Genomic DNA, 19,850 nt, shown 5'->3' on the forward strand with positions numbered 1-19,850 from the left:
CCCGAAACCGGGGAAGGACTGTCGCGCTTCATTCGATAGCGGTATTTTCCTAGTTCAGCCCCGATTTATTTCCGTGGCGGAGGTTTTTGAGCTAAAATGGGCACTATTCTCTCCAGATCGGAAATAGTACATGGAACGGCTCGAATGCGACCGCATGTTCGTGGCAGTGCTGGAGGCCGGCAGCTTCTCTCGGGCGGCGGTCCGGCTCGGCACCAGTTCGGGCCAGGCCTCCAAGCTGGTGTCGCGGCTGGAGGCCGATCTCGGCGTGCAACTGCTCAAGCGCACCACGCGGGCTTTGTCGCCGACCGAGATCGGCCGCGCCTATTACGAACGCATCAAGATCGTCCTGGAAGAGTTCGATGCCCTCGACGCCTCCGTCCGTAGCGCCTCCAGCCTCGCGGCGGGGCGCATCAAGCTGTCGGTGCCCCTCAGTTTCGGCACCATGCATCTGGCGCCGGCCTTCGTCGCCTTCGCCAAACTCTATCCCGACATCCAGCTCGATGTCGGCTTCACCGATCGCGTGGTCAGCCTGGTCGACGAGGGCTTCGACATGGCTATTCGCATCGGCAATCCCAGCGATTCCAGCCTGATCGCCCGCAAGCTTTGCGAGACCCGCGTCGTGGCGGCCGCCTCGCCGGCCTATCTCGCCGAGCATGGCGAACCCCTCCATCCCGACGAGCTGGCGCGCCATGAATGCATCATCGATACAAATTTTCACGATCCGCTGACCTGGCAGTTCATGACTGACAAGGCCACCTTGCAGGTGGCGGTCAAGGGGCGGCTTCAGTTCTCGAACGGGGAGGCCAGCTTCAAAGCGGCCGAGGCCGGGCTTGGCGTCGCCTGCGGGCCGAGCTTCCTGGCCGGCGAGGCGTTGCGGGCCGGCCGGCTCAAGCCGCTGCTCCGCGCCTTCGAAGACAGGTCGCTCGGGGCGTATGCCCTCTATCCGCCCGGCCGGCATCTGGCGGCCAAGATCCGCGTCCTCGTCGATTTCCTGGCCGAGCGCTATCGCGGCAGACCGCCCTGGGAGCAGGGTTGGTCGTGATATAATTTCTGGAATGGAAGGAATATTCTATCCTTGGCAAGGATAATCTCTGCAATGGAAATGGTGCAGATTAAGGACAGCAAACCCTTTGCCTGGAGACAACCATGTCCGACACCCGCACCGCTCCCTATGCCGCCCTGCTGCTCCGCCTTGCGCTCGGCGTCCTGTTCCTGGCCCATGCCGGGCTCAAGATCTTCGTGTTCACGCCGGCTGGAACGGCCCAGTTCTTCGGCTCGCTCGGCCTGCCGCCGGCACTGGCCTATGTGACCATCGCCTGGGAGGTCATCGGGGCCCTTGCCCTCATCCTCGGCGTCTGGCCGCGACTGGCGGCCCTGGCCCTGATTCCGGTGCTGGCGGGCGCTATCGCCACCGTGCACGGCCCGGCCGGCTTCTTCTTCACCAATCCCAATGGCGGCTGGGAATTCCTGGCCTTGTGGATCGCCGGCCTTCTCGCGCTCGCCTTGATCGGCGACGGTGCCCTGGCATTGCGGCCAACGCCCTCGCGTGGCACCGCCCACTAGAACCGAGCCTTTCGAGCCAATCAGCCTTCGTCCGGAGGATATCATGTCAGCCAGTGACGCTCCCCTCAGCATCGGCACGGTCAGCCTGACCGTGCATGACCTCGATGCGGTCAGCGGTTTCTACGAACAGGCGATCGGCCTGCAGCCGGTGTCGTCGGAAGCTGGCCTGCGCCGGCTCGGAACCGGCGACACGGTGTTGCTGGAGCTGCGGCATGACCCGCAGGCCCGACGGCGTTCGCCTCGGGAGGCCGGCCTGTTCCATACGGCCTTCCTGCTGCCCGGTCGGGCGGATCTCGGCCGCTGGCTCAAGCATGCCGTCGAAGCGCGGCTGCCGCTCCAGGGCGCTTCGGACCACCTGGTCAGCGAGGCGATCTATCTGGCCGATCCGGAGGGCAACGGCATCGAGGTCTATGCCGACCGTCCGCGTAGCGCCTGGACCATCGACGGCGGCACGGTGACGATGTCGACGGAGCGCCTCGATGTGCAGGATGTGATCGCCGAAGCCGGTACGACACGCTGGCAGGGCTACCCCGCCGGCGGCATCGTCGGCCATGTGCATCTCCAGGTCGGGGCCACCGAGCCGGCGGATGCCTTCTTCGGCGGTGTGCTCGGTTTCGATCTCACGGCTCGCTACCCCGGCGCCAGCTTCTTTGCGACAGGCGGCTATCATCATCATCTCGCAGCCAATATCTGGAACAGCCGCGGGGCGGGGCAGCGCGATTTTCCCTCGACGGGTCTGGCCGAAGTGGGGATGATCGCGGCCGATGCGAAGATCCTTGCCGCCGTGCGGAACCGAGTCCAGGCGGCCGGCGTTGCCACCAAGGAGAAGGCAGGCGGCTTCGCCTTGCACGATCCGTGGGGAACATCGTTCTCCATCGTCACCCGAAAAGGTTGAGCCATGCTGGTCAACGGAAAATGGAGCGCCGACTGGCATCCGGTGCAGGCGACCGACAAGCAGGGCGGCTTCGTGCGTCAGGTCTCGAAATTCCGTAATTGGGTCACGCCCGACGGCCGCGCGGGACCGACGGGCGAGGCCGGCTTCAAGGCCGAGGCGGGGCGCTATCATCTCTATGTCGCACTGATCTGCCCCTGGGCCTCGCGCACCCTGATCGGACGCAGGCTCAAGGGCCTCGATGACGTCATCTCCGTCAGCGTGGTCGAACCGACCACAACCGAGCAGGGCTGGCGTTTCGGCAATTATCCCGGCGCCACGCCCGATACGGTCAATGGCGCGACCTATATGCACGAGGTCTACACCCGCGCCGATCCCACCTATACCGGCCGCGCCACGGTGCCGGTGCTGTGGGACAGGCAGCGCGGCACCATCGTCAACAACGAGTCCGCCGACATATTGCGCATGCTCAATGATGGTTTCGGCTCCCTTGCCCGCGGCGAGATCGATCTCTACCCCAAGGATCTGCGTCCTGAGATCGACGCCCTGAACGAGGCCATCTATCCCAGCCTCAACAATGGCGTCTATCGGGCCGGTTTCGCCACCACGCAGGAAGCCTATGAAGCTGCCTTCCGCGAGATTTTCGCCATGCTCGACCGGCTGGAACAGCGCCTGGCGGCTGGCGGTCCCTTCCTGCTCGGCGCCGGCCTGACCGAAGCCGACATTCGCCTGTTCGTGACGCTGGTGCGCTTCGATGCCGCCTATCACGGCCTGTTCAAATGCAATCTCAGGCGGCTGGCCGATTATCCCGCGCTTTCGGCCTATCTCGCAGCCATGCTCGCCGTGCCGGGGATCCGCCAGACCGTCAGCATCGACCACATCAAGCGCGGCTATTATTCGATCCGCGCGCTCAATCCGGGCGGCATCGTGCCTGTCGGCCCCGAACTGCCGGGCCTGGATGCCGCCGAGGCCAAGGCCGCATGACGAACAACCTGATCATCCTCCTGCACGGCGTCGGCAGCAATGGCGGCGATCTGATGCATCTGGGTGATATCTGGCGCGAGATGCTGCCGGGCGCCGTGCTGGCGGCGCCGGACGCACCCTTTGCCTTCGATGCCGGGGGGATGGGGCGGCAATGGTTCAGCGTCGCTGGCGTGACCGCGCAGAACCGCGGCGGCCGCATTGTCGCCGCCCGCACGGCCTTCGACGCAACCCTGCGGGATGTGATCGACAGGCATGGCTTTTCTCAAACGCCCGGGCGCGTGGCGCTGGCGGGCTTTTCGCAGGGTGGGATCATGGCGCTCGACGCGCTTGCCTCCGGCCGTTGGCCGCTGGCGGTCGTCGCCTTTTCCGCCAGGCTGGCGACGCCGGATCCCCTGGCGCCGGCGACGGGAAGCGCGGCTTTGCTCGTTCATGGCGAGGACGACAGGATCATTCCCGCGTGCGAAAGCGAGGCGGCTGCCGAGCGCCTCGACCGCGAGGGTGTCGAGACCGAACTCTTCATCGAGCCTGGCCTCGATCATACCATCTCGCCGGAAGGCGTCATGAAGGCGGCCGATTTCCTGGCCCGACGCTTCGGCACCCATGCGTATGCGTGAGGGGGCCGTGTGACGGTACAGACCGTACTCGTTCACGCCAGCGGCAGTTCCACCACGAAACGGCTGCCGCCGCCCTCGCGGCTTTCGCAGCGCACCGATCCGCGGTGGCGCCCGGCAATCTGGCGCACCAGCGCCAGGCCGAGCCCCCAGCCGCCCGAGATCTCGCTGCGGCCGGCAGGTCGATAGAACGGCTCGAACAGATGATCCCGCTCTTTCTCGGCAATGCCGGGGCCGCGGTCACACACCTCGATACGGGCCCGTCCTCTCTCGCTGGCGATGGTGATCTCCACCGGAGGCTTGCCATGCTTGCCGGCATTCTCCAGGAGGTTGCGCATCAGCCGCCGCAGCAGCGTGGCATCGCCGCGGATTTCCACCGGCTCGCCATCGGCGGCGGCGCCGGTGCGGGCGGCTTCCTCGGCCGCCAGGCCCAGCAGGTCGACCGGCGCCCCTTCGAGCGGCGTGGCGGCGGCGTAGTCGAGCCGGCTGGCGAGCAGGATCTCCTCCACCAACTGGTCGATCTCCTGCAGGTCCTTGTTGATTTCCTCGCGCACCGCCACGCTGGGTTTGTCGGCGCCGATCTCCACCGCCATGCGCAGCCTTGCCAGGGGCGAGCGCAGTTCATGGCTGGTATTGGCAAGCAGGGCCTTTTGGGAATTGACCAGCGCCTCGATGCGGCTGGCGGCGCCATTGAAGCTGCGGGCCACCATGGCGACCTCGTCGGCTCCCTGTTCCGCCACGCGCCGGTTCAAGGCACCGCTGCCCCAGCTCTCGACGCCGGCACGCAGCGTTTCGAGCCGTCGGGTCAGCCGAGCCGTGGCCGGCCAGGCTGCGATGCCGACGCCGCCGGCGACCAGCAGGACCAGAAACAGGACACGCAGCCCCGGCTTCGGCGGCCTGGGCAATTGGGCGAGCACGGTGCGCCCACCCGGCAAATCGAGGCGGACGACATGGTCGAGCCAGCGCTGCGGAACATCGTCGTCTCCGGCCGGCAGGGCGATCGGAAAGCCGCGCGAGGCGATCAGCACGCGCTCCTTGCTGTAGACGGAGATCGAGGCGCCCATTTCCTCGCTGAGCTTGCGGATCTCGGTGGGCAGGTCCTCGGGCGTGCGTTCCTGGAAGCGCACCAGCTCGTCGGTGAGCCGGACGCGCAAAGCGCCCCAGCGCTCGCCCGCCGTATCGCCGGCCATGCGCCAGAGCGTACCGACCAGCAGAGCCAGCACGACGAGGCAGGCGAGCAGCGTGAGGTAGACCTGCCAGAACAGACGCTTGCGAAAGAATTTAGGCATGGGCGCACACGATATGATGGTCCCGAACGCGCTTTGCTCTGCCGTGCCGGTGTTCGCCGCTCCACCGGGCGATGGAACGTGGCCGGCAGTCCGCGACCGTTATGACCCTTATAGGCTGGTTTCTACTCAATCGGCGTCACTTAATCGGCATCCTGGCGCTTGGCGAAGACATAGCCGGCGCCGCGCACGGTGAGGATGCGGCGCGGATGCTTGGCATCGTCCTCGATCGCGGCGCGGATGCGGGAGATATGCACATCAATCGAACGGTCGAACACGTCGAGTTCCTCGCCCTTCACCAGATCCATCAGCCTTTCGCGGTTGAGCACCCTGCCGGCATTGTCGGCCAGCGCCAGGAGCAGATCGAATTGATGGCTGGTGAGGGCGCGTTCCTCGCCGTCGATGCGGGCGCTGCGCGAGCCGCGATCGATGGTGAGGCGCCCGAAGCGCAGGGTCTGGTTGTCGAGTTCGGCCGGTGCCGAGCGCCGGCGCAGTACGGCGCGCAGGCGGGCGAGCAATTCGCGCGGATTGAAGGGCTTGGGCAGATAGTCGTCGGCGCCGATCTCGAGCCCGACGATGCGATCGGTATCGTCGCCCCGGGCGGTCAGCATCACCACCGGGATGTTGGAGCGCATGCGCAGGCGGCGGCAGACCTCGAAGCCGTCGAAATCAGGCAGCATGATGTCGAGCACCACGGCATCGTAGCCGTCGCGCTCGATGGCGCCAAGCCCTTCCGCGCCCGAGGGCCTGTGATCGACGTCGAAACCCGCGGCCGCCAGATAATCGCCCAGCATGGCGGCGAGCCGGGTGTCGTCGTCGATAATCAGGATACGTTCCACGGCCACTGCCCGCTCCGGGATAGAGAAAATCCGTTCGGCCGCTCCCGGACGTGTCGCAGTCATGGATTGGTACCCAATTCATGACTGCGACACGTCCGGGAGCGGCCGTTATTCTGCGTCGATCCTAAAGCGTTTTGCGATTGGATGGAATGACCACGAATCGCAAAAGCGCGTCGAAACAAGGAGTTAGGTAAAGCGGCGTTTGGCACCAAGCGCGCTTTGCTCCAGGAAGCACCTCAATTGTCGCCGTTGTCGCCGCCTTTGCCGTCATCAGCCGGCCGTTCGGGCCGGCCCTGTCCGTCATGGTGTTCGCGATGGCCACCCATCATCGGGCCGCGCGGGCTCCACAAATCGGCCCGTTCGGCGAGTTTGGCCCGCTGCTCGGGCGTCAGCACGTCGGCGGTGGCGAGGACGGCTTCAACGAAGCGCTTGGACTTGGCGTCGGTCCGGGCCACGAAATCGCTGCGCAATTTCTCGATCGCCGCCTTGTCGATGGTGGGCGCCCGCAACAGGTCGATCGCCTGCTTGCGGAAGGCCGCCCTGTCTTCGGGTTTGGGCGCTAGGTCGGTATAGGCCGCGGCGACGATGTCGTGCACCTTGGCCTCCTGCTCGGAGGTCGCGGCCACGGAATCGAGCGACATCCGCACGAAATTCTGGATGCGCTCCAGGCGGGGGCCGTGATGCCAGCCACCACCACCCATCACCGCGGCGGCAGCCAATCCGCCGGCGCCGAGGGCGATGCCGGCTGCCATGGCGCCGCCGAGAATCAGCACGCGCGGCCAGCGGCGTGCGGGAACGGGAGCGTTCGGGCTTTCACTCATGTCAGTCTCCATCAAGAGCAGCGCCAGGGGCACCGCAAGGGCAATGCCCGGGCACTGCGAGATGATGAAGCCTAGCGACCGGAGGTTTCGCGCCGTCCGGGCGTTTGTAAAGTTAGATGAAGCGGATAAGAAAAATCCGCGCCCGTGGAGACGGAGCGCGGATCGGTCATTGCGTCTTGTCGAAGCGGGGGCCTGAAAGCCGGTCTTCAGAAGGTGACCACCGAGCGGATCGACTTGCCTTCATGCATCAGGTCGAAGGCCGTGTTGATCTCGTCGAGCGGCATGGTGTGGGTGATCAGGCTGTCGATCTCGATCTTGCCCTCCATGTACCAGTCGACGATCTTCGGCACGTCGGTGCGGCCGCGCGCGCCGCCGAAAGCGGTGCCCTTCCACACGCGTCCGGTGACGAGCTGGAACGGACGGGTGGAGATCTCCTGACCCGAGGCGGCCACGCCGATGATGATCGATTCGCCCCAGCCGCGATGGCAGCATTCCAGCGCCTGGCGCATGGTCACCGGCAGGCCGATGCATTCGAAGGAGAAGTCGGCGCCGCCGCCGGTGAGGTCGACGATGGCCTGCACCACCTTGTCACTGCCGACTTCGGCTGGATTGACGTAATGGGTCATACCGAACTTCTTGGCCATCTCGACCTTGGCCGGGTTGAGATCGACGCCGATGATCTTGTCGGCGCCGACCATGCGGGCGCCCTGGATCACGTTGAGGCCGATGCCGCCGAGGCCGAACACCACGACATTGGCGCCCGGCCAGACCTTGCCCGTATTGATCACCGCGCCGATGCCGGTGGTGACGCCGCAGCCGATGTAGCAGATCTTGTCGAAGGGGGCGTCCTCGCGCACCTTGGCGAGGGCGATTTCCGGCAGCACCGTGAAGTTCGAGAAGGTCGAGCAGCCCATATAGTGGAAGACCTCGCCGCCGTCGCAGGCGAAACGGCTGGAGCCGTCGGGCATCACGCCCTTGCCCTGGGTGGTGCGGATGGCGGTGCACAGGTTGGAACGCTGCGACAGGCAGGTTTTGCACTGGCGGCATTCGGGCGTGTAGAGCGGGATGACGTGGTCGCCCGGCTTCAGGCTGGTGACGCCGGCGCCGACTTCGCGCACGATGCCCGCGCCTTCATGGCCGAGAATGGCCGGGAACAGGCCTTCCGGATCGGCCCCCGACAAGGTGTAGGCATCGGTATGGCACACGCCCGTGGCCATGATCTCGACCAGCACCTCGCCCGCCTTGGGGCCGCCGATCTCGATGGTCTCGACCGTCAGAGGCGCTCCCGCCTTCCATGCCACAGCCGCTCTCGTCTTCATGATTCACTCCCCAAAGCGTTTTTCGATCTGCCGGGATCGGCAAGAATCGCAAAGACGCGTCGAACCAAAGAACTGAAGTAAATGAGCGTTCATGCTTGAACGCGCTTTGCTCCAGGATTCGCCAAGGGCTAGCCGGATGCGGGTGGAAGCGCAAGCGCCGCCGGGAGCATGCGGACCCGGCCGGCGCTTAGAAGTTTCTTATGAGGGGGAAGGGAAGGCGTGCCAGATCAGCGCGGGGCCCGCTTGGCCAGGATGCGCTGCAAGGTGCGCCGGTGCATGGCGAGGCGCCGCGCCGTCTCCGAAACGTTGCGGCCGCACAGTTCGTAGACGCGCTGAATGTGTTCCCAGCGCACCCTGTCGGCGGACATCGGGTTCTCCGGCAATTCCGGCTTGTGGCTGGGATCGGCCATCAACGCCGCATGGATGTCGTCGGCATCGGCTGGTTTTGCGATATAGTCGAAGGCACCCAGTTTCACCGCGGTAACGGCGGTGGCGATGTTGCCGTAGCCGGTGAGGATGATGCCGCGCGCATCGGGCCGCTTGACCTTCAGGCGCGAAATCACGTCGAGGCCGGAGCCGTCGGTGAGCTTCATGTCGATCACGGCGAAGGCGGGCGGCGAACCCTCCACCTGCGCCAGTCCCTCGGCGACCGTGTCGGCCGTGGTGACGGTGTAGCCCCTGGCTTCCATGGCTCGGCCCAAACGTTGCAGGAACGCCTTGTCGTCATCGACGAGAAGAAGCGAACGATCGGGAAATTCGGGGGCAACCATAATGCAGACTCACCTAATCCTTGTTCGAGCGAAGGGGCTCCGTTTCGCGTGAAGGGAATGCGTCTCGCCAATTCAGCGCGAGCCTCCTGCTCCCTCCAGGGCCTGAGGTCAGGCTCTTTGGATCGAAGACCCGATCGCCTCCTTTGGCGCGACAGTTCGCCACAGTGGGGACTATAGCGGCAAAGTGAAGAAATTTCACTGGCGACAGCCCGCTATCGTTTATTCGGTTATGCGGCGATTGCAATCCCCAGAGATTATTATGGATCATGGCCGGGGGAGCGGCGCGAGCGCCTGGGGCGAGCGAAAAGAACTCGATCGCCGGAGCTTGCGGGACGCCGATGAGAGCGGCCTGTCTGCCGGCCCCACGTCCTCGCCGCACCGTGGCGAGATGAAGACTGGCAGTCCGCCGTGTCGTTTCGCGGACCAAGACGCAAGTCCCGCCAATCCTCGCTGTTGCCATCCGGCTGATCTCGACCTTCGCCAGGGTTTCCTCACGGCTCGATGAGCAAAGTGCAGGACCATAGTAGCGCAAATTTTCATTAAGTCTTTGTTTCGATGCATTTTCTTGAACGAAAGGTCATACAAATAATTTGGAGAATGCAGTGGCATAGGATCATCGGACAAAGCTTGTCCAGGTCTAAACGTGGTCTTGCAAGATTTAGCCGGGGCGCCGGTCGCTGCGCATTTCGGGTCCCGGTGTGGAAGCCGAGCCTCAGCGTTCGAAGGTATCTCGCGGCCATTCCAGCTTGACGATGGCGCCGCTTTCCGGCCAGGGGCGGTTCGCCAGGGCGATCGCTGCGCCGGAACGCTCCAGCAGGGTCTTGGCGATAAAAAAGCCGAGGCCGAGGCCGCCGCCCGGTTGGCCTGCCAGGCGCGGACGGCGCTGGGTGACATAGGGATCGCCGAGGCGCCCCATGATTTCGGAAGGAAAGCCGGGACCATCGTCGCCGACGATGAGAGTCACCGTCTTGGCGTCCCAGCTCGCCGTGACGCTCACCCTGGATTTGGCGAAGTCCACCGCGTTCTCGACGATATTGCCGAGGCCGTAGAGCATGCCAGGATTGCGCGGGGCCGAGGGGGCGTCCTCCTCCTGGCCCTGGAACTCGGCGGAGATCGCGATGCCGAAATCGCGATGCGGTGCGGAAACTTCCTCGATCAGCAGCGGCAGGGGCAGGCGGGCGAAGGGGGTGCCGCCATCGTCGCCCAGCGAGGCGAGCTTGCCCAGAATCTCGCGGCAGCGCTCGACCTGGCTGCGCAGCAGGCGAATATCGTCGGCGAAATCGCCTTCCGGCGGCGCGGCGACCTCCAGCTCCTTGGCCACCAGCGCGATGGTGGCGAGCGGCGTACCCAATTCATGCGCGGCAGCGGCGGCCATGCCGTCGAGCTGGGACAAATGCTGTTCGCGCGCCAGCACCAGCTCGGTGGCGGCGAGCGCGTTGGAGAGCAGGCGGGCCTCTTCGGCCACCCGCCAGGCATAGACGCCGATGAAGGCCAGGCCCAGCAGCACCGAGAACCACATGCCGATGACATAGAGCATCGGCATGTCGAACGCCTGGCCCTCGAACCAGGGCAGCGGCAGATGCCAGGCCGTGAGCAAGGAGGCGCAGCCGATGGCCAGCAGTCCCAGCGCGAGGGTCATCAGAGGCGGCAGCGAGGTCGCCGAGATCATCACCGGGGCGAGGAAGAGGAAGGAAAAGGGATTTTGCAGGCCGCCGGTGAGGAAGAGCAGTGCCGCAAGCTGCACGATATCGAAACCGAGCAGGGTCGCGGCACGGGCCGGATCGACGCGTTCGGTCGCCGGGTAGCGCAGCCGCAAGGCGAGATTGACCAGAATGGAGACGCCGATCAGCGGCAGGCAGGCCTGCAGCGGCACGGGAAAGCCGAGGCCGTAGCGCACGCCCAGAACGGCGACCAACTGGCCGGCGATCGCCATCCAGCGCAAGCGAATCAGGGTTTCCAGGCGCAGCGTATCGAGGCCGAGGCCGTCATGCGGCAATACAGAGGCGGTCATCATTCTCCTGTTCCGCCACGCTCGCGATCGCGCCGGCGGTATTCAGACCTTAGCGCCCAAAGCGGGGTAGCCCAAAGCGGATTGTCTCTGCCTGGATTGTATCGGCCGGAAAGGCGTCGTAGGGCTGGCGCCGGACGGGAAGCAGGCAGGATGCGGGGGCTTGATGAGGACCGAGGACAGCGTGGCACTCGAGACCTGGCGCGCCTGGCATCCCGCCGAACTGGCCCGGCGGATAGGGGGCGTGCCCAAGCCCTGGTGCGTGGTGGGAGGCTGGGCGCTCGACCTCTGGCATGGGCATCAGACCCGCGATCACGAGGATCTCGAATTCACCGTCCTGCGTGGCGATCTTGCCTTGTTCCGGAATACCCTGGCGGGCATGCGCTTCTATACGGCAGGCGATGGGATCGTCGAACATCTGCCGGATGACCAGGAGCCGCCGGACGGCATTTTCCAGATCTGGTGCCGGGACGAGGCGGCGCAATGCTGGCGCGTGGACATGATGCTCGAGCCGGGAACCCCGCATATCTGGGTCTATAAGAGAGATCCTGGCATCACTAGGCCGCGGGCCGAGATGATCGGCATGACGGACGATGGCCTGCCCTATCTCAAGCCGGCCGCCGTCCTGCTGTTCAAGGCCAAATATCAGCGCGACAAGGACGAGGTCGATTTCCGCAACGCCCTGCCGAAGCTGGAGGCTGCGGAGCGCCAATGGCTCAGGGCCTGCTTGGAGGCTACCCATCCCGGCCATGACTGGCTGCGATCGCTGTGATCCCCTGAGCCCGGCGCGGTGATGGTTGAACGCTTGTTTGTTGTTTCGGTGTGTCTTTGCGATTCCCGGTGATTCCGACCACTCGCAAAGGCTTTGGCAATGGGCATCCAGGGCAGGATCGCATAGTACCCCATGGAAAGCGTCGGCAGCTCTATACAGTCCCGGCCTGCCGCGCTAAGGAAAACCCGATACGTCCATTCTTGAAGGTTTCTAGCAAATGGCGCCAGTCAGCGATCGCTTGGTCACGGTTTTCGGTGGATCGGGATTTGTGGGCCGCAATCTCGTGCGCTCGCTCGCCAAGCGCGGTTTCCGGGTGCGGGTGGCCGTGCGCCGTCCGGATCTCGCCCAATATCTGATGACGGCCGGTGCCGTCGGCCAGATCCACGGCGTCCAGGCGAATCTGCGCTATCCCGCATCGATCGCCGCCGCCGTCGAGGGCGCGGAGGCGGTGGTCAACCTCGTCGGCGTCATGCATGAGCGCGGCGCCAACAGTTTCGATGCCGTGCAGGCTTTCGGCCCCGGTGCCATCGCCCGCGCCGCCAAGGCCGCCGGCGTGCAGCGCTTTGTGCATGTCTCGGCCCTCGGCCTGCATGCGGGCTCCGACTCAGTCTATGCCAAGACCAAGCTGAAGGGCGAGGAAGCTGCCCGCGCTGCCTTCGAGGACACCATCATCCTGCGTCCCTCAGTGATGTTCGGCCCGGATGACGATTTCTTCAACAAGTTCGCCGGGTTGGCGCGGATGTCGCCCGTGCTGCCGTTGATCGGTGGCGGCGAGACCAAGTTCCAGCCGGTTTTCGTCGGCGATGTTGCAGAGGTGCTGGCACGTGGTGCCGAAGGCGCCCTCAAGCCCGGCGCGACCTATGAACTCGGTGGCCAGGAAGTGCTGACCCTGCGCCAGATCTTCGAATATGTGCTCAAGACGGCCAATCGCAAACGCCTGCTTGTGCCGATGCCCTTCGCCATCGCCAATGTGCAGGCGACCTTGTTCGAGCTGGCGCGGACTTTGTCGCTCGGCCTGTTCACCCCGCCTTTGACGCGCGATCAGGTCACGTTGCTGCGCCACGACAATATCGTGTCCGAGGAGGCCAGGAAGGACGGCCTGACGCTGGAGGGGCTGGGTATCCAGCCGGCGACGGTGGAAGCGATCGTGCCGAGCTATCTGTGGCGCTTCCGCAAGTCCGGCCAGTTCGAGAACAAGGTGGCCTGACGGCCGGCGACGGCGATCTGAACAAGAAAAGGGCCGGTCCTTATGGAGACCGGCCCTTTTTGCTGCGGGCTCGCGCTCAGCCCCTCGTGCAATCAACCCATCGTGTAATAGGCCAAGAGGCCGATCACGCCGACGACGATGCGCCACCAGCCGAACAGAGCAAGGCCGCGCTTGGAGACGAAATCCAGCAGGGTCTTCACCACGAACCAACCCGAGATGAAGGCGGTGACGAAGCCGATGGCGGTCAGGCCGAGATTGTCGGTCGTCATCGTCTTGTAGGACTTGGCGAACTCATAAACGAAGGCGCCGACCATGGTCGGCATCGCAAGGAAGAAGGAAAATTCCGCCGCCGAGCGCTTGTCGAGGCCGAGCAGCATGCCGCCGACGATGGTGGAGCCCGAGCGCGAAACGCCGGGGATCATCGACAGGCACTGGAACAGTCCAATCTTCAGATAGACCGGCAGCGGCAGTACATAGCAATTGGAGAAGCGTTTCTCGATCTTGAACTGTTCGATGGCGAGCAGGACGAAACCGCCCGCGATCAGGGCGTAGCAGACCACTGGCACGTTGAAGAGATATTGCTTCATCTTGTGCTCGAGCAGCACGCCGAGGACCACGGCAGGCAGGAAGGCAACCAGCACGCCGAGGACGAAATGCTGGGCCTCCCGGTCCTTCGGCAAAGCGGTGGCGATGCGCCACAGCCTCTCGGCATAGACGGCGAGCAAGGCGAGGATGGCGCCGAGCTGAATGAGGATCACGAAGGAATCGTCACCCTCGAATTTCAGGTAGCGGGCTGCAAGCAGGAGATGGCCGGTCGAGGAAACCGGGATGAACTCGGTCAGGCCTTCGACCACACCTAGGATGATCGCTTCCAGAATATTGGCCAGGGTCATGGGATGCCTTCGCGAGAATCGGGCGCCGATGCGGCCGCATGGCACCCGTGCGGGATGAATGGGAGCGGCCCTGCACCTCGCTGACGCGAGATACAGGCCGGAATCGTGGTGATTCTAGGCGCGAGTTATAACCAAACAGTAACCATGATGCAGCCGGACGGTCTTCCATGCAGCGATGAGGCGAGCGGCCACGGCGAAGTCGTAGCCTTCGAGAACGTTTAATTCATGGTGACGTCGTTGTCCCGGCCTCGGCAAGCCTTTCGCAGTATGATTTTCATTGCGTTGAAATCAAGTTGCCTCTCGGGAAGGCATGGGGAAATTTCTAGGAAGACACCTAAGTCATGCGCGTCTTTGAAGGAAGTGCTGTTTTAGAATATGATTTTGTTCAATTAAATTTATTTAGACATCAGTTTATCTTGGTGTCTTGAGGGGTGTATTGGAAGAAATATTTTCCGTCTTGTGAAAGCGTTTCCTATTTGCGCTGTGCGTAGTACTTAAGTATTAGACATCCCACCCAGTTAGGTATAGGTCGCAATGACAAGGCATTAGGTATTCGTAGTCAAACACTTAGAAGAAAATATCTTTTAAATTTCTACCGACATGATAGGAACTATGCAGCTGTAACGGTGTTGTCGCGGCGTGAGTGAACGCCCAGCCGATCCGGGGCGTCTTCTTGCTTGTCCTCAGTTGTGACGCCAAAATCCCATGCAAAAAGGGGTGGTGATTGAGCGAGTTGTCTTGGAGAAGCGCAGGATCTCTATCGGAGTGCGCCAAGATTCATAATGTCAGCCATTTCGGTTTGCAGAACCCTGTCAGCGTTCCGCTGCCGAACTACCAGTCGGCCGTCCTTGCAGACGCCCAGGCCCTGAGAGCGCATACCGGCTTCAAGGCTGCGCGGAGCGCGTTCGCGCGTCGCTACGTTTCCATTCTCAGGACCAATCTGCCGCTCATCCATATGGCGACGGATGAAATCCGCCTGATCGTGGGCGCCTATGTGCTGAGCCGCCACTTTGCCGCCTCGCCCAATGATCCGCCCGCGGGCGTCACGGTGGCGGATGTCCAGACTTTCTGCACCGTGCACGCCTTGGCGGGGCACAACCGCATCGGGGCCATGCTGAACCTGTTGCGCCAGGCGGGCTATCTGCGTCAGACCAAGGATCTGCGCGACAAGCGCATCAAGCGGCTGGAGGCGACTCGCGCCGGTATCACGATCGCTAAGCAGATCATCACGCCCTATCTGCAGGCACTCGCGCAATTGCAGCGTGTCGACCACGCCGTCAGGCGGGTGGAGATCGACGATGCCTTCCTCGGCGCGCTGGCTCGCTATTGCAGCAATTATTTCCTGATGCATGGCACCTTGGTCGATCTCGTGCCCGAGATGCGGCTGTTCATGGCGCGCGATGCCGGGTTCGAAATCCTGCTCAAGCTGATTGCGACGGAAATGCCGGGAGAGATCCTGAAGGACCGTACCGTCCATTTCCATTATGGCGCCGTTGCCGACTGCTTCGGCGTCTCGCGTGTCCATGTCCGCCGCCTGCTCGAGGATGCGGCCGAGGAGGGCTATGTCACCTTGCATGCCCCCGGCGGGCGGGCGATCGAGATCCATGGGAGCCTGTTCGAACTCGTCGACAAGTTCATCGCCCTGCAGATGGCGCTGTTTCTGCAGGCGGTTCTGTATGCCGGTGGCAAAGCCTGACCGATCATACCGAAAAGTGGACGCGGTTTTCGGTAAAAACGATGCGACAACAATAATTTGCAAGCGTCGGGCCCTGCTTGCAGGGTGCAAGCCTTGGTGGCTGAACACGCTTCGATCCGGAACGCGCTGGCATGCATTTCGAACAAAAGGCGGGCCCAATTGGGTCCGCCTTTTTCTCTTTCACAACACCTTGGAGGCTGCTTTCGTGGCGCCTGCCTTATCCGCGCAGCGTTGCCCCGGTCTTCTTGCCGACTTCGGCGATGATCTTGGCGGCAACGGCATCGATTTCGACGTCGGTCAGCGTGCGGTCCTGCGGCTGCAGCACCACCTCGACGGCGACCGATTTCTGATCCTCGGCGATGCCCTTGCCCTCATAGATGTCGAAGATCGACACGCCTGAAATCAGCTTCTTGTCGACGCCCTGCGTCGCCTTGACGATGTCGGCGGCCCTGACCTTGCGTGCGACCAGGAAGGCGAAGTCGCGGGTGACCGGCTGGAAGGGCGAGAGGGCCAGGACGCCGCGCGTCTTGGTCGCCTTGGGCTTGGGCACCGGGAGGGCGTCGAGGATGATCTCGAAGCCGACCACCGGCCCATCGGCGTCGAGCGCTTCCAAGGCCGAGGGATGCAGTTCGCCGAACCAGCCAATGATGTTCTGCGGGCCGAGCTGGATCGTGCCCGAACGGCCGGGATGGTACCAGGACGGCGCTCCCGACACGATCTGGAAGCTCGCGACCGGCGCGCCGAGGGCGGCCAGCAAAGTGAGGGCATCCTCCTTGGCGTCGAACACGCTCACCGCGCTTGCCGGCCCCGACCAGTGGCGGCCGAAGCCGTCGGGACGAGCCTGGTTGCGGCGGATGCCGCTGGCGGCGATCTTCTGGTCTTCCGGCCGATCTCCGCGGAAGATCTGGCCGACCTCGAACAGGGCGACGTCGCTGGTGCCGCGATCGGCATTGCGCTGGCCCGCCGCGATCAGGCCGGGCAGCAGGCTGGGGCGCATGTCGGAAAGATCAGCGGCGATCGGGTTGGCGAGCGACAGCGTCGGCTGGCCGCCGCCGAAGCGTTCGGCCTGGACCTTGGCGATGAAGGACCAGGTCACGGCCTCCATCAGGCCGCGCGCGGCGAGGCTCCGTTTGGCCAGGCGGGTGCGCTTCTGCAGCACGGTGAGCACGGGCTGCGGCACGTGGGCCTCGCGCGGCAGCGGAGTCACCGGAATGGAATCGACGCCGACGATGCGCATCACCTCCTCGACGAGGTCCGCCTTGCCTTCGATGTCGGGGCGCCAGCTCGGCGCTGTCACCGCCAGCGCGTCCGGCTTGCGGATGACGCCGAAGCCGAGGCGCTCGAGGATGTCGGCGCTTTCGGCGAGGCTGGTCGCGAGCCCCGTCAGGCGTGCAACCTCGTGGGCCGGCAGATCCAACACCTCGGGTGCGGGGGTGACGCCGCCCACCACGAGGGTCTCGGTCGGCTTGCCGCCGCACAATTCAATCACAAGCTGAGTGGCGAGGTCGACGCCCGGTACCATGAAGGCGGGATCGACACCGCGCTCGAAGCGATAGCGCGCATCAGTGTTGATGCCGAGCGCGCGTCCGGTGCGGGCGATGTTGAGTGGCTCCCACAGAGCCGATTCGATCAGGACATCGGTGGTGTTCTCGTCGCAGCCCGAATGCTCGCCGCCCATGATGCCGGCGATCGACTCCAGGCCCTTGTCGTCGGCGATCACGCAGATGCTGTCATTGAGCGCATAGGTCTTGCCGTCGAGCGCGACGATGTTTTCGCCGTCGCGGGCGCGCCGGACGGTGAGGTTGCCTTCGATCTTGGCAGCATCGAAGACGTGCAGCGGCCGGCCGCGGTCGAAGGTGACATAGTTGGTGATGTCGACCAGCGCACTGATCGGGCGCAGGCCAATGGCGTTGAGCCGGCGCTGCATCCACACGGGCGAGCGGCCGTTCTTGACGCCGCGCACCAGGCGAAGCGCAAAGCCGGGGCAGAGCGAGGGCGTGTCGCCGAAATCGAGCGTCACCGTAACGGGGCAGGGGCCTTCGCCGGCGATGGAGGGCACCGCGGGCGTTTTCAACCTGCCGAGGCCGGCGGCGGCCAGATCGCGGGCAATGCCGGCGACGCCGGTGCAGTCGGGCCGGTTCGGCGTGAGGTTCACGTCGATCACCGGGTCGTTGAGGCCGGCATATTCGGCAAAGGGCATGCCGACAGGCGCGTCGGCAGGCAGGTCGATGATGCCGTCATGCTCGTCGGAGATTTCGAGCTCGAATTCCGAGCACAACATGCCGCGGCTCTCGACCCCGCGTACCGGCGCGATGGCGAGCGTGATGTTCTTGGCCGGGATATAGGTGCCGGGCGGCGAGAATACCGATTTCATGCCGGTGCGGGCATTGGGGGCGCCGCAGACCACCTGCACCGGATCGCCCTTGCCGGTATCGACCATACAGACCCGGAGCTTGTCGGCATTGGGATGCTGCTCGGCCGAGACGACATAGGCGATCGAGAAGCCGGAGAGCTTCTTGGCAGGGTCCTCCACCCCCTCGACCTCGAGGCCGATGCGGGTGAGGGTCGCGACGATCTCGTCGAGCGTGGCTGAGGTTTCGAGGTGATCCTTGAGCCAGGAAAGCGTGAACTTCATTGCGGGCAGCCTAGTCCAATCGATTTGGCCATGCCGATAGCGCGTCGGGCACGAAGATGCAAAGAAATCCCGGCACGGAAGGGCCGATAGCGCTCATATCGAGGAGAAAAGGGGGCGCGTCGCCCTGGCCGTTCAGGGCAGGATCGAGATCTTGAAGACGACGGTCGCTGGAAGGATGTTGTTGAGGCGCACCTCGTCGTGGCCATTGGAATGGGGTGGAGTCCGGTAGACCAGCTTGGGCCCGCCCTTCGTCCGGCTGATCCAGGCCTTGCCGAGTCTCGCCCCCTGCACGACCGTCTTGGCAGGGCCGAGAGGCTGCCAGGTCGCCGAATCATTGCTCCGGTCGAGCAGGGCGCAAGTCTGGCCGGGGCGCGGCCGCACCTCCGCCCCGTAGACGGGCAAGGCCGGACCGCGTTCGGCGGAAGTTTTGTCCGGCACCACGCTGCAGGCGAGGGTGCTTTGAGTCGCGGCGAAGAGAAGGAGCGCCGTCAGAGCCGGCATACGGATGATCTTCATCCCATTTGCATGGCGTAGCGCTTGGCTTCGGCGATCAGGGCGGCGACCAGGGGTGTCTGGGTTTCGCGCTTGGGTGTGATCAGGCCGACCTTGTGATGCGCCTGCGGCTCGACGATGGGGATCGAGCGCACATGGTCGCCGGCGCCCAGCATCTCGACCAGGATGGCCGGCATTACGCTCGACCAGCGCCCCGTGCGCACATGCGAGAGCAGCACCTGCATCGAGTTGGAAACCAGGGTCGGCGCCACCGGCGTCTCGGCATTGCGCAGGAGGTGGTCGACGATGCGCCGGTTCTGCATGTCGGGCGTCAGCAGGCAGAGCGGCACATGGCCGAGCTCCTCCCAGCTCACCGTGTTGCGGCCGGCGAATTCGCCATTGACGTCGGTGAGCAGGCAATAGCTTTCGCGATAGAGCTCCACCGTCGAGACCTTCCCCAGCGGCTCGTTGTCGAGATAGGTGATGCCGGCATCGATGGCCAGGTCCTCCAACTCCTGCAGCACCGTGGTCGAGGGGCGCGAGAGGATGGTGAAGGTCACGTTGGGGTGGCGGGCGCGAAAGGGCGTGGTGATCGAGGCAACCATGGAGAGCGCCGTCGGGATCACTGAGATGGTGAGGTGACCGTTGAGGCCGCGCTTGAGCGCCTCGACCTCCTGGCGCATGGCGCGGCTGTCGCTGACGATGCGCCGGGCCCATTCCAGCACCCTGTCACCCTCCGGGGTGAAGCCCTGGAAGCGCGAGCCGCGCGCCACCAGCAGGACGCCGAGTTCGCCTTCGAGCTGCTTGATGCCGGCCGAGAGGGTGGGCTGGGTCACCCCGCAGATCTCGGCGGCCCGGCCGAAATGGTGCTCGCGGGAGAGAGCGATCAGGAATTCGAGCTTGTCGATCATGGCCCGGATTGTAGGTCGAAGCGGCGGTAAGTCTACAGCATCGGTTCTGAATTCTGAATTCGGGCTGGGTACATCGACCGTTGGAGGTGGATGAGCGGATAATGGTACACGGCTCTATAGAAATTCAGCGCGACAAGGTTTGATGCCAGAG

The 19,850-nt window shown here is 64.3% G+C and carries 18 protein-coding genes; 8 read left to right on the forward strand and 10 right to left on the reverse strand.

The annotated features are described in order from the left end of the window. Window positions 1-130 precede the first annotated feature (130 nt). From ACZYTC_RS22630 to ACZYTC_RS22650, 5 genes are all read left to right on the forward strand, one after another. Window positions 131-1,042, forward strand: a complete 912-nt coding sequence (locus tag ACZYTC_RS22630; RefSeq protein ID WP_481273037.1) for a LysR family transcriptional regulator — start codon at window positions 131-133, stop codon at window positions 1,040-1,042. A 104-nt stretch (window positions 1,043-1,146) separates the two neighbouring features. Beyond that, window positions 1,147-1,563, forward strand: coding sequence for a DoxX family protein (locus ACZYTC_RS22635; protein WP_454816180.1), 417 nt, complete (start codon window positions 1,147-1,149; stop codon window positions 1,561-1,563). Between the two features lie 43 nt (window positions 1,564-1,606). Then, complete coding sequence (locus tag ACZYTC_RS22640; RefSeq protein WP_488990578.1) at window positions 1,607-2,458, forward strand: VOC family protein; 852 nt, start codon at window positions 1,607-1,609, stop codon at window positions 2,456-2,458. Between the two features lie 3 nt (window positions 2,459-2,461). Further along, on the forward strand, window positions 2,462-3,439 hold the full coding sequence (locus tag ACZYTC_RS22645; RefSeq protein ID WP_454816176.1) for a glutathione S-transferase family protein: 978 nt from the start codon (window positions 2,462-2,464) through the stop codon (window positions 3,437-3,439). Next, window positions 3,436-4,053, forward strand: coding sequence for an alpha/beta hydrolase (locus tag ACZYTC_RS22650; RefSeq protein ID WP_434958273.1), 618 nt, complete (start codon window positions 3,436-3,438; stop codon window positions 4,051-4,053). The genes ACZYTC_RS22645 and ACZYTC_RS22650 overlap by 4 nt, the downstream gene beginning before the upstream one ends. A 32-nt stretch (window positions 4,054-4,085) precedes the next feature. On the opposite strand, the gene ACZYTC_RS22655 is transcribed toward ACZYTC_RS22650, so the two are convergent. The 6 genes from ACZYTC_RS22655 to ACZYTC_RS22680 all read right to left on the reverse strand — a co-directional run bounded on the left by ACZYTC_RS22655 (window position 4,086) and on the right by ACZYTC_RS22680 (window position 11,099). Next, window positions 4,086-5,339, reverse strand: a complete 1,254-nt coding sequence (locus ACZYTC_RS22655) for a sensor histidine kinase (RefSeq protein WP_488990579.1) — start codon at window positions 5,337-5,339, stop codon at window positions 4,086-4,088. Between the two features lie 140 nt (window positions 5,340-5,479). Beyond that, complete coding sequence (locus ACZYTC_RS22660; RefSeq protein ID WP_488990580.1) at window positions 5,480-6,238, reverse strand: response regulator; 759 nt, start codon at window positions 6,236-6,238, stop codon at window positions 5,480-5,482. 173 nt (window positions 6,239-6,411) lie between these two features. Continuing rightward, window positions 6,412-6,996 carry a Spy/CpxP family protein refolding chaperone gene (locus tag ACZYTC_RS22665; RefSeq protein ID WP_488990581.1) on the reverse strand — a complete coding sequence of 195 codons (585 nt, stop codon included), beginning with the start codon at window positions 6,994-6,996 and terminating at the stop codon, window positions 6,412-6,414. Window positions 6,997-7,202: 206 nt separating this feature from the next. Continuing rightward, window positions 7,203-8,315, reverse strand: coding sequence for an S-(hydroxymethyl)glutathione dehydrogenase/class III alcohol dehydrogenase (locus ACZYTC_RS22670; protein WP_434958269.1), 1,113 nt, complete (start codon window positions 8,313-8,315; stop codon window positions 7,203-7,205). A gap of 227 nt (window positions 8,316-8,542) precedes the next feature. Further along, complete coding sequence (locus ACZYTC_RS22675) at window positions 8,543-9,085, reverse strand: ActR/PrrA/RegA family redox response regulator transcription factor (RefSeq protein ID WP_068290777.1); 543 nt, start codon at window positions 9,083-9,085, stop codon at window positions 8,543-8,545. Between the two features lie 712 nt (window positions 9,086-9,797). Beyond that, window positions 9,798-11,099 carry an ActS/PrrB/RegB family redox-sensitive histidine kinase gene (locus ACZYTC_RS22680; protein WP_488990582.1) on the reverse strand — a complete coding sequence of 434 codons (1,302 nt, stop codon included), beginning with the start codon at window positions 11,097-11,099 and terminating at the stop codon, window positions 9,798-9,800. A gap of 160 nt (window positions 11,100-11,259) precedes the next feature. Between ACZYTC_RS22680 and ACZYTC_RS22685 the strand changes: the two genes are divergently transcribed. Together ACZYTC_RS22685 and ACZYTC_RS22690 are read left to right on the forward strand one after the other, a co-directional pair. Next, a complete protein-coding gene (locus tag ACZYTC_RS22685) occupies window positions 11,260-11,865 on the forward strand; it encodes a nucleotidyltransferase domain-containing protein (RefSeq protein WP_488990656.1) in 606 nt (201 codons plus the stop codon). 217 nt (window positions 11,866-12,082) lie between these two features. Beyond that, window positions 12,083-13,072 (forward strand): complex I NDUFA9 subunit family protein, encoded by a 990-nt coding sequence (locus ACZYTC_RS22690; protein ID WP_481273034.1) that lies wholly within the window; start codon window positions 12,083-12,085, stop codon window positions 13,070-13,072. Window positions 13,073-13,164: 92 nt separating this feature from the next. On the opposite strand, the gene ACZYTC_RS22695 is transcribed toward ACZYTC_RS22690, so the two are convergent. Continuing rightward, window positions 13,165-13,965, reverse strand: a complete 801-nt coding sequence (locus tag ACZYTC_RS22695) for an undecaprenyl-diphosphate phosphatase (RefSeq protein ID WP_434958266.1) — start codon at window positions 13,963-13,965, stop codon at window positions 13,165-13,167. 799 nt (window positions 13,966-14,764) lie between these two features. Here ACZYTC_RS22695 and ACZYTC_RS22700 point away from each other — a divergent pair. Continuing rightward, window positions 14,765-15,661, forward strand: a complete 897-nt coding sequence (locus ACZYTC_RS22700; RefSeq protein ID WP_488990583.1) for a hypothetical protein — start codon at window positions 14,765-14,767, stop codon at window positions 15,659-15,661. Between the two features lie 217 nt (window positions 15,662-15,878). On the opposite strand, the gene pheT is transcribed toward ACZYTC_RS22700, so the two are convergent. The 3 genes from pheT to ACZYTC_RS22715 all read right to left on the reverse strand — a co-directional run bounded on the left by pheT (window position 15,879) and on the right by ACZYTC_RS22715 (window position 19,699). Continuing rightward, the gene (gene pheT, locus ACZYTC_RS22705) at window positions 15,879-18,296 is read right to left on the reverse strand and encodes a phenylalanine--tRNA ligase subunit beta (RefSeq protein WP_488990584.1); all 2,418 of its coding nucleotides are present in this window, start codon (window positions 18,294-18,296) and stop codon (window positions 15,879-15,881) included. Between the two features lie 132 nt (window positions 18,297-18,428). Then, complete coding sequence (locus tag ACZYTC_RS22710) at window positions 18,429-18,812, reverse strand: hypothetical protein (RefSeq protein ID WP_488990585.1); 384 nt, start codon at window positions 18,810-18,812, stop codon at window positions 18,429-18,431. Beyond that, on the reverse strand, window positions 18,809-19,699 hold the full coding sequence (locus ACZYTC_RS22715) for a LysR family transcriptional regulator (protein ID WP_434958261.1): 891 nt from the start codon (window positions 19,697-19,699) through the stop codon (window positions 18,809-18,811). The genes ACZYTC_RS22710 and ACZYTC_RS22715 overlap by 4 nt, the downstream gene beginning before the upstream one ends. Window positions 19,700-19,850: the final 151 nt, after the last annotated feature.

It is taken from the genome of Labrys sp. F242, assembly GCF_057813875.1.

Excerpts from the sequence above, each read along its gene's own strand:
- ACZYTC_RS22655 (WP_488990579.1), bottom strand. The coding sequence starts at position 5,339 with ATGCCTAAATTCTTTCGCAAGCGTCTGTTCTGGCAGGTCTACCTCACG.
- ACZYTC_RS22665 (WP_488990581.1), bottom strand. The coding sequence starts at position 6,996 with ATGAGTGAAAGCCCGAACGCTCCCGTTCCCGCACGCCGCTGGCCGCGC.
- ACZYTC_RS22710 (WP_488990585.1), bottom strand. The coding sequence starts at position 18,812 with ATGAAGATCATCCGTATGCCGGCTCTGACGGCGCTCCTTCTCTTCGCC.
- ACZYTC_RS22690 (WP_481273034.1), top strand. The coding sequence starts at position 12,083 with ATGGCGCCAGTCAGCGATCGCTTGGTCACGGTTTTCGGTGGATCGGGA.
- pheT (WP_488990584.1), bottom strand. The coding sequence starts at position 18,296 with ATGAAGTTCACGCTTTCCTGGCTCAAGGATCACCTCGAAACCTCAGCC.
- ACZYTC_RS22635 (WP_454816180.1), top strand. The coding sequence starts at position 1,147 with ATGTCCGACACCCGCACCGCTCCCTATGCCGCCCTGCTGCTCCGCCTT.
- ACZYTC_RS22670 (WP_434958269.1), bottom strand. The coding sequence starts at position 8,315 with ATGAAGACGAGAGCGGCTGTGGCATGGAAGGCGGGAGCGCCTCTGACG.
- ACZYTC_RS22645 (WP_454816176.1), top strand. The coding sequence starts at position 2,462 with ATGCTGGTCAACGGAAAATGGAGCGCCGACTGGCATCCGGTGCAGGCG.
- ACZYTC_RS22680 (WP_488990582.1), bottom strand. The coding sequence starts at position 11,099 with ATGATGACCGCCTCTGTATTGCCGCATGACGGCCTCGGCCTCGATACG.
- ACZYTC_RS22675 (WP_068290777.1), bottom strand. The coding sequence starts at position 9,085 with ATGGTTGCCCCCGAATTTCCCGATCGTTCGCTTCTTCTCGTCGATGAC.
- ACZYTC_RS22685 (WP_488990656.1), top strand. The coding sequence starts at position 11,260 with ATGAGGACCGAGGACAGCGTGGCACTCGAGACCTGGCGCGCCTGGCAT.
- ACZYTC_RS22695 (WP_434958266.1), bottom strand. The coding sequence starts at position 13,965 with ATGACCCTGGCCAATATTCTGGAAGCGATCATCCTAGGTGTGGTCGAA.
- ACZYTC_RS22630 (WP_481273037.1), top strand. The coding sequence starts at position 131 with ATGGAACGGCTCGAATGCGACCGCATGTTCGTGGCAGTGCTGGAGGCC.
- ACZYTC_RS22650 (WP_434958273.1), top strand. The coding sequence starts at position 3,436 with ATGACGAACAACCTGATCATCCTCCTGCACGGCGTCGGCAGCAATGGC.
- ACZYTC_RS22715 (WP_434958261.1), bottom strand. The coding sequence starts at position 19,699 with ATGATCGACAAGCTCGAATTCCTGATCGCTCTCTCCCGCGAGCACCAT.
- ACZYTC_RS22660 (WP_488990580.1), bottom strand. The coding sequence starts at position 6,238 with ATGACTGCGACACGTCCGGGAGCGGCCGAACGGATTTTCTCTATCCCG.
- ACZYTC_RS22640 (WP_488990578.1), top strand. The coding sequence starts at position 1,607 with ATGTCAGCCAGTGACGCTCCCCTCAGCATCGGCACGGTCAGCCTGACC.